This window comes from Pseudoalteromonas sp. BSi20439, assembly GCF_000241165.1.
In the GTDB taxonomy this organism is placed as follows: domain Bacteria; phylum Pseudomonadota; class Gammaproteobacteria; order Enterobacterales; family Alteromonadaceae; genus Pseudoalteromonas.
In genome coordinates this window covers 1-5,559 of the sequence record NZ_BADW01000092.1, presented here as the reverse complement: position 1 = coordinate 5,559, position 5,559 = coordinate 1, and the positions used below count along the sequence as shown (strand labels likewise).

Sequence of the window (5,559 nt, the reverse complement as noted above, 5' to 3'; positions counted from 1 at the left end):
GCTTTTTTTGTGTGTGATATTTAAGTTTCAAACTTAATTTATGAGTACATAAATAAGCTGCACAACCAAAGAGATCATCACCAGTGGCCAAATGTACTTACTATATTTAGTGGCGCTATCAAGCCCCATTTTACTTTGGTATTTTTCCAGTAACGGAATAATGATCAGCAAAGCAATCACTAGGCTAATTAAAATAACAAAAATGTTCATATCATCACCCTACATCAGGTTATGGTAAAGCGCAGCCTTTTGCGCTGATATATAGCTCATACCAATGCTCACGACTTAAGTTAACATTAACCGCATCACAGGATGCTTTTATACGCTCTATATTAGTTGTGCCAATAATTGGTTGGATTGATGCTGGGTGACGCAGTAGCCATGCTAATACAATGGCTTCTGCTGTTGTGCCATAGAGTATGGCAAGCTTACTAACTAAAATGCTGGTATTAATATCTGCAGGCGAAGCCTTTGATAAATCGCCACCAGAGTATAAGCCTTGGCATAAACTGCCCCAACTTTGAATCTGAATTTCATGCTCACGGCAATATTCAATATTGCCTGGGGTAAAGTTAATATCTTTGCCATCGGCATTTCCCACATAAACGCCTTCATCAACCCATTGATGCTTGTGTAAACTCGCTTCTATTTGATTTGCCACAATCGGCATATCTAAAGCGCGTTGCAAAAAGCGTATTTGATGTTGCGACATATTAGACACTGCAAAATGGCGCACTTTGCCACTTTCTTTTAAACAACTAAATACTTGCGCAACTTCCTCTACTTCCATTAAAGGATCAGGTCGGTGCAACATAAGTACGTCTAAATAATCGGTATTTAATCGCTTTAATGAGCCCTCTACCGAGCGCTCAATCCAATCAGCTGAAGAGTCATAGCGCTGTGGGTGTTTATCATCAGCAAAGCGAATACCGCACTTAGACTGAATATACATTTGTTCTCTAAGTTCGGGACGCTCAGCCAGAGCTTGACCAAAAACATGCTCGGCTTTGCCTAAGGTATAAATATCAGCGTGATCAAAAAAATTAATTCCGCCTTCAATGGCGGCATCTATGCATGAATGAGTTTGTTGTAAATGCGCACTGGTGATCGCATCTTTATTCCATGCGCCTCCCAAACCCATACAGCCAAAAACAAGCTTGCTTACATTCGGGAGATATTTTGCCAATGGAGTATGATGCATACCAGTAACCTTTAAGAATTTAAATGAAGAATGAATACTGTAAACAAAAAACTCTATACAAGAAACCGCTTAAGTCAAAACATCAAATTTTAGGCAAAAAAAAAGCGCAGTAAACTGCGCTAATAGGTTGAGTCTAAATTATATTTAACCCACAAGAGCGAGTAAAATACCTGCTGCAACGGCACTACCTAATACCCCTGCAACATTAGGCCCCATTGCATGCATTAATAAGAAGTTATGTGGGTTATTTTCAAGCCCAACTTTGTTAACTACCCTTGCAGCCATTGGCACAGCGGATACACCTGCAGCACCAATTAATGGATTTATAGGAGTTTTTGATATTTTATTTAAGCCTTTTGCCATAAATACACCTGAGGCTGTACCAATAGCAAACGCTAGTGCACCCAGTACTAAAATACCAATAGTTTCCACTGTTAAGAACTGCTCTGCAGCAAGCTTAGAGCCTACCGCAAGTCCTAAAAATATAGTGGTGATATTAATGATTTCGTTTTGCGCACTGTTGCTGAGCCTATCAACTACACCCGACTCGCGCATTAAGTTACCTAAACAGAACATACCAACCAGCGGAATTGCCGCAGGTAAGAATATGGCAGTTAAAGTAAGCACCATCAGCGGGAAAATAATTTTTTCCTTTTTAGATACTTTACGCAGCTCTGGCATTTGAATTTTACGTTCTTCAGGCGTGGTAAACGCACGCATAATTGGAGGCTGAATAATAGGCACCAACGCCATGTATGAGTAGGCAGCTACGGCTATAGCCCCTAATAAGTCAGGTGCCAATTTTGACGCTAAAAAGATAGCAGTTGGCCCATCTGCACCACCAATAATTGCGATTGCTGAAGCATCTTGTAAGCTAAATTCAAACCCAGGAATAAAGTTAAGTAAAATAGCGCCAAATAACGTCGCAAAAATACCAAACTGCGCCGCAGCACCTAGTAGCAACATACGCGGGTTGGCAATTAGGGCACTAAAATCAGTAAGCGCACCCACTCCCATAAATATTAATAGCGGAAAAATACCGGTATCAATACCTACATAATAAACATAATAAAGTAAGCCACCAGGATCTGATAAACCAGCCACCGGAATATTAGTTAAAATGGCTCCAAAGCCAATGGGCAGTAGCAATAACGGCTCAAAGCTTTTGGCAATTGCTAAAAATAACAGCAAACAGCCAACGGCAATCATGATCAGCCCAGGAAATGTAAAGTTAGCAATGCCTGTGGCATGCCAGAGGTTTAAAATACCATCCATCCTCTATTTACTCCTTAAGCTAGTGCTATCATTGCATCACCGGTTGATACTGAATCACCTTCAGAAACAAGCAACTCAGCAATTGTACCGGTATGCATGGCGCGTACTTCGGTTTCCATTTTCATGGCTTCCATAATAATCACCACATCACCTTCATTGACTACCTGACCTGGCTTTACTTTAATTTTAAAAATATTACCAGCCAGTGGGGCATTCAATGTTTCACCCGAGGCAACCGATGCAGACTGTGGAATATGCTCAGAGTCTTTTAACGTAACCTCTTTAAGCTCACCACCTTGAGCAACTACGACATCGTATACTTTACCGTCTACTTTAACGCTGTACTGCTCTGCCTTAACGCCTTTATTGTTTGCCGCTGATTTTTCAGGTGCTTTATTGGCGCTATCATCAGTACTAGGAACAGGCTCAAATGCATCAGGATTATTACGGTTTTTAATAAACTTCAACCCAATCTGCGGGAATAACGCATAGGTAAGCACATCATCAATTTGCTCATCAGCTAAAGTTAGCCCTTGTTCCTGCGCAAGCTTGCTTAACTCAGCTTCGAGCGTTTCAAGTTCAGGTTTAATAATATCGGCTGGGCGACAGGTAATTGCCTCACTGCCATCAAGTACGCGCTCTTGAAGCTCTTTATTCATTGGTGCAGGTGTTGAACCATACTCACCTTTTAATACGCCAGCAGTTTCTTTGGTGATAGTTTTATAACGCTCACCAGTGAGCACATTTAATACCGCTTGAGTGCCAACAATTTGTGAAGTAGGTGTTACCAGTGGAATAAAACCTAAATCTTCACGTACTCGAGGAATTTCAAGTAGTACTTCATTTAGTTTATCAGCAGCGCCTTGTTCTTTAAGCTGATTTTCCATGTTGGTTAGCATGCCACCTGGCACTTGTGCTAATAAAATGCGGCCATCAACACCTTTTAAACTGCCTTCAAACGCAGCGTACTTTTTACGTACGTCTCTAAAGTAAGCGGCAATTTCTTCTAGATGGTTTAAATCAAGCCCAGTATCACGCTCTGTTCCCTCCACGATTGCAGCAATTGTTTCGGTTGCTGAATGACCATAGGTCATACTCATAGATGATACAGCGGTGTCGAGCATATCAATGCCAGCATCAATGGCTTTTTGATAAGTAGCTGTACTCAACCCTGTTGTTGCATGACATTGCATAGCAATAGGTATTGAAACCGTTTCTTTTAACGCTTTAATGAGTTCTTCTGCATCATATGGCTTAAGCAGACCCGCCATATCTTTAATACAAATTGAATGACAACCTAATTCTTCTAGCTGCTTTGCAAGCGTTAACCACATATCTAATGTATGTACTGGGCTTACTGTGTACGAAATAGTACCTTGCGCATGCGCCCCTACTTTAACCGCCGCTTTAATAGCGGTTTCTAAGTTACGCACATCATTCATGGCATCAAAAATACGAAATACATCTACGCCATTTTTGTGCGCACGCTCGACAAACTTCTCAACCACATCATCTGCATAATGGCGATACCCTAATAGGTTTTGCCCGCGAAGTAGCATTTGCTGTGGCGTATTTGGCATTGCTTTTTTGAGCGCACGGATACGCTCCCACGGATCTTCACCTAAATAACGAATACATGAGTCAAAGGTAGCCCCACCCCAAGATTCAATAGACCAATAACCTGCGTCATCAATTTTTTTTGCAATAGGTAACATGTCGTCTAATCGCATGCGGGTAGCTAAAAGCGACTGATGTGCGTCACGAAGTACAAGTTCTGTTATTTTTAATTTAGCCATTGGTATGCTCCTCTAATTATTATTTGTTTTGTACTGAGCAATGGCAGCACTAATTGCAGCGATGTGCTCATTTGGCACACCTTGCGATTTAAAAGATGGTGTTCTATGTGATGTTGCGAGTTCTGGCTGAGAAAACTTGCTAGCCAGCTTAGACATGAGTGTCACTGCACCAATCAATAAAGAAAGAAATACAAACACGCCCACCATACCTGTTAGCATTAAATTGCCCGCAGTTGTGAGCAAAGCCCCTATATCCATAATTCTCCCCCTGTTCAAACCGAACCACATAAAAAGTCAGTTTATTTAAATAATTATTCACCAATAGTAACAAAAACTATTCTTTTGTCTACATGTTGTAAATTGGTAAAACCAATTAATCTAAAAGTAACATATCACCAATAAGGTTAACACCACCTAAAATAGCTTATTTGACCTATATATATAGATGATAAAAATGTTCGTTATAAACAAAGAATATATAAAACCCCTAATACTTTGTAAAAACACATAAAAAGCAAACCCATCATGCCAACCCATTTAAAACCCTTAAAACAAATGTTAATTGGTCTTACCAAAAAAAGAGCTGCACTAACTACTTATTATCTCACCGTATACAACTGTGAATAAGTTACCGATAAAATCGTAAAAATTACCAACTCAATATAAAGCCAACCACGTAAAAACAAAACAAACCATTGATTTAAAACAAAATAAAACACTGGCACATTACTCGCTTATATAAAACTAACACTTAGATAAATCAAGGAGATGACAATGTTACGCTGGACAATTACATTTTTGGTGATCGCACTAATTGCAGCCGTTTTAGGATTTGGCGGTATTGCAGGAGCCGCAGCTGGAATTGCTAAGATCATATTTTTTATCTTTTTAGTTTTATTGGTTATTTCACTAGTCTCTGGCGCCTTACGTGGTAAAAGCCCCAGGTAGATAAAACACTACACTCTCTTTTAAACTTATATATACAAGGAATTACATTATGAAATCATCAACACTTAAAGCAGCTGCTATTGGTCTATTCGCAAGTGCATTTATTATGGGTTGTGAAGACAATCATGCAGAAGAAGCGGGTGAACGCATTGACGAAGCAGTAACAGATGTGCAAAACAAAGTAGAAGACACCTGTGAAGAAGTAAAAGAAGGCGTTAATGCCGAAGAAACAAATTGCTAATGTTATTTATTTAGCTAAAAAACGACCTACGGGTCGTTTTTTTATGCCTAAAATATAAATAGTTTTTAGTCATTTCCCCTTTTAAGCTGCGCATTAGT

At 39.7% G+C, this 5,559-nt stretch carries 7 protein-coding genes; 2 read left to right on the top strand and 5 right to left on the bottom strand.

All coding sequences use genetic code 11. The annotated features are described in order from the left end of the window. Positions 1-33: 33 nt before the first annotated feature. From P20439_RS18680 to P20439_RS08360, 5 genes are all read right to left on the bottom strand, one after another. Positions 34-210 (bottom strand): hypothetical protein, encoded by a 177-nt coding sequence (locus P20439_RS18680; protein WP_008115149.1) that lies wholly within the window; start codon positions 208-210, stop codon positions 34-36. Positions 211-229: 19 nt separating this feature from the next. Next, positions 230-1,201 carry an aldo/keto reductase family oxidoreductase gene (locus P20439_RS08375; RefSeq protein ID WP_008466106.1) on the bottom strand — a complete coding sequence of 324 codons (972 nt, stop codon included), beginning with the start codon at positions 1,199-1,201 and terminating at the stop codon, positions 230-232. Positions 1,202-1,345: 144 nt separating this feature from the next. Next, a complete protein-coding gene (locus tag P20439_RS08370; RefSeq protein ID WP_008466104.1) occupies positions 1,346-2,476 on the bottom strand; it encodes a sodium ion-translocating decarboxylase subunit beta in 1,131 nt (376 codons plus the stop codon). Positions 2,477-2,490: 14 nt separating this feature from the next. Continuing rightward, positions 2,491-4,272, bottom strand: coding sequence for a sodium-extruding oxaloacetate decarboxylase subunit alpha (gene oadA / locus P20439_RS08365; RefSeq protein ID WP_008466102.1), 1,782 nt, complete (start codon positions 4,270-4,272; stop codon positions 2,491-2,493). A gap of 12 nt (positions 4,273-4,284) precedes the next feature. Beyond that, positions 4,285-4,530, bottom strand: a complete 246-nt coding sequence (locus P20439_RS08360) for an OadG family protein (RefSeq protein ID WP_008115139.1) — start codon at positions 4,528-4,530, stop codon at positions 4,285-4,287. Positions 4,531-5,046: 516 nt separating this feature from the next. On the opposite strand from P20439_RS08360, the gene P20439_RS18205 reads away from it, so the two are divergent. After that, positions 5,047-5,220, top strand: a complete 174-nt coding sequence (locus P20439_RS18205; RefSeq protein ID WP_002961939.1) for a DUF1328 domain-containing protein — start codon at positions 5,047-5,049, stop codon at positions 5,218-5,220. A gap of 49 nt (positions 5,221-5,269) precedes the next feature. Further along, positions 5,270-5,461: a hypothetical protein gene (locus P20439_RS08350; protein WP_008115136.1), complete on the top strand. Its 192-nt coding sequence runs from the start codon at positions 5,270-5,272 to the stop codon at positions 5,459-5,461. Positions 5,462-5,559: the final 98 nt, after the last annotated feature.

Coding starts and splice junctions, on each gene's coding strand:
- P20439_RS18680 (WP_008115149.1), bottom strand. CDS start 210: ATGAACATTTTTGTTATTTTAATTAGCCTAGTGATTGCTTTGCTGATC.
- P20439_RS08375 (WP_008466106.1), bottom strand. CDS start 1,201: ATGCATCATACTCCATTGGCAAAATATCTCCCGAATGTAAGCAAGCTT.
- P20439_RS08370 (WP_008466104.1), bottom strand. CDS start 2,476: ATGGATGGTATTTTAAACCTCTGGCATGCCACAGGCATTGCTAACTTT.
- oadA (WP_008466102.1), bottom strand. CDS start 4,272: ATGGCTAAATTAAAAATAACAGAACTTGTACTTCGTGACGCACATCAG.
- P20439_RS08360 (WP_008115139.1), bottom strand. CDS start 4,530: ATGGATATAGGGGCTTTGCTCACAACTGCGGGCAATTTAATGCTAACA.
- P20439_RS18205 (WP_002961939.1), top strand. CDS start 5,047: ATGTTACGCTGGACAATTACATTTTTGGTGATCGCACTAATTGCAGCC.
- P20439_RS08350 (WP_008115136.1), top strand. CDS start 5,270: ATGAAATCATCAACACTTAAAGCAGCTGCTATTGGTCTATTCGCAAGT.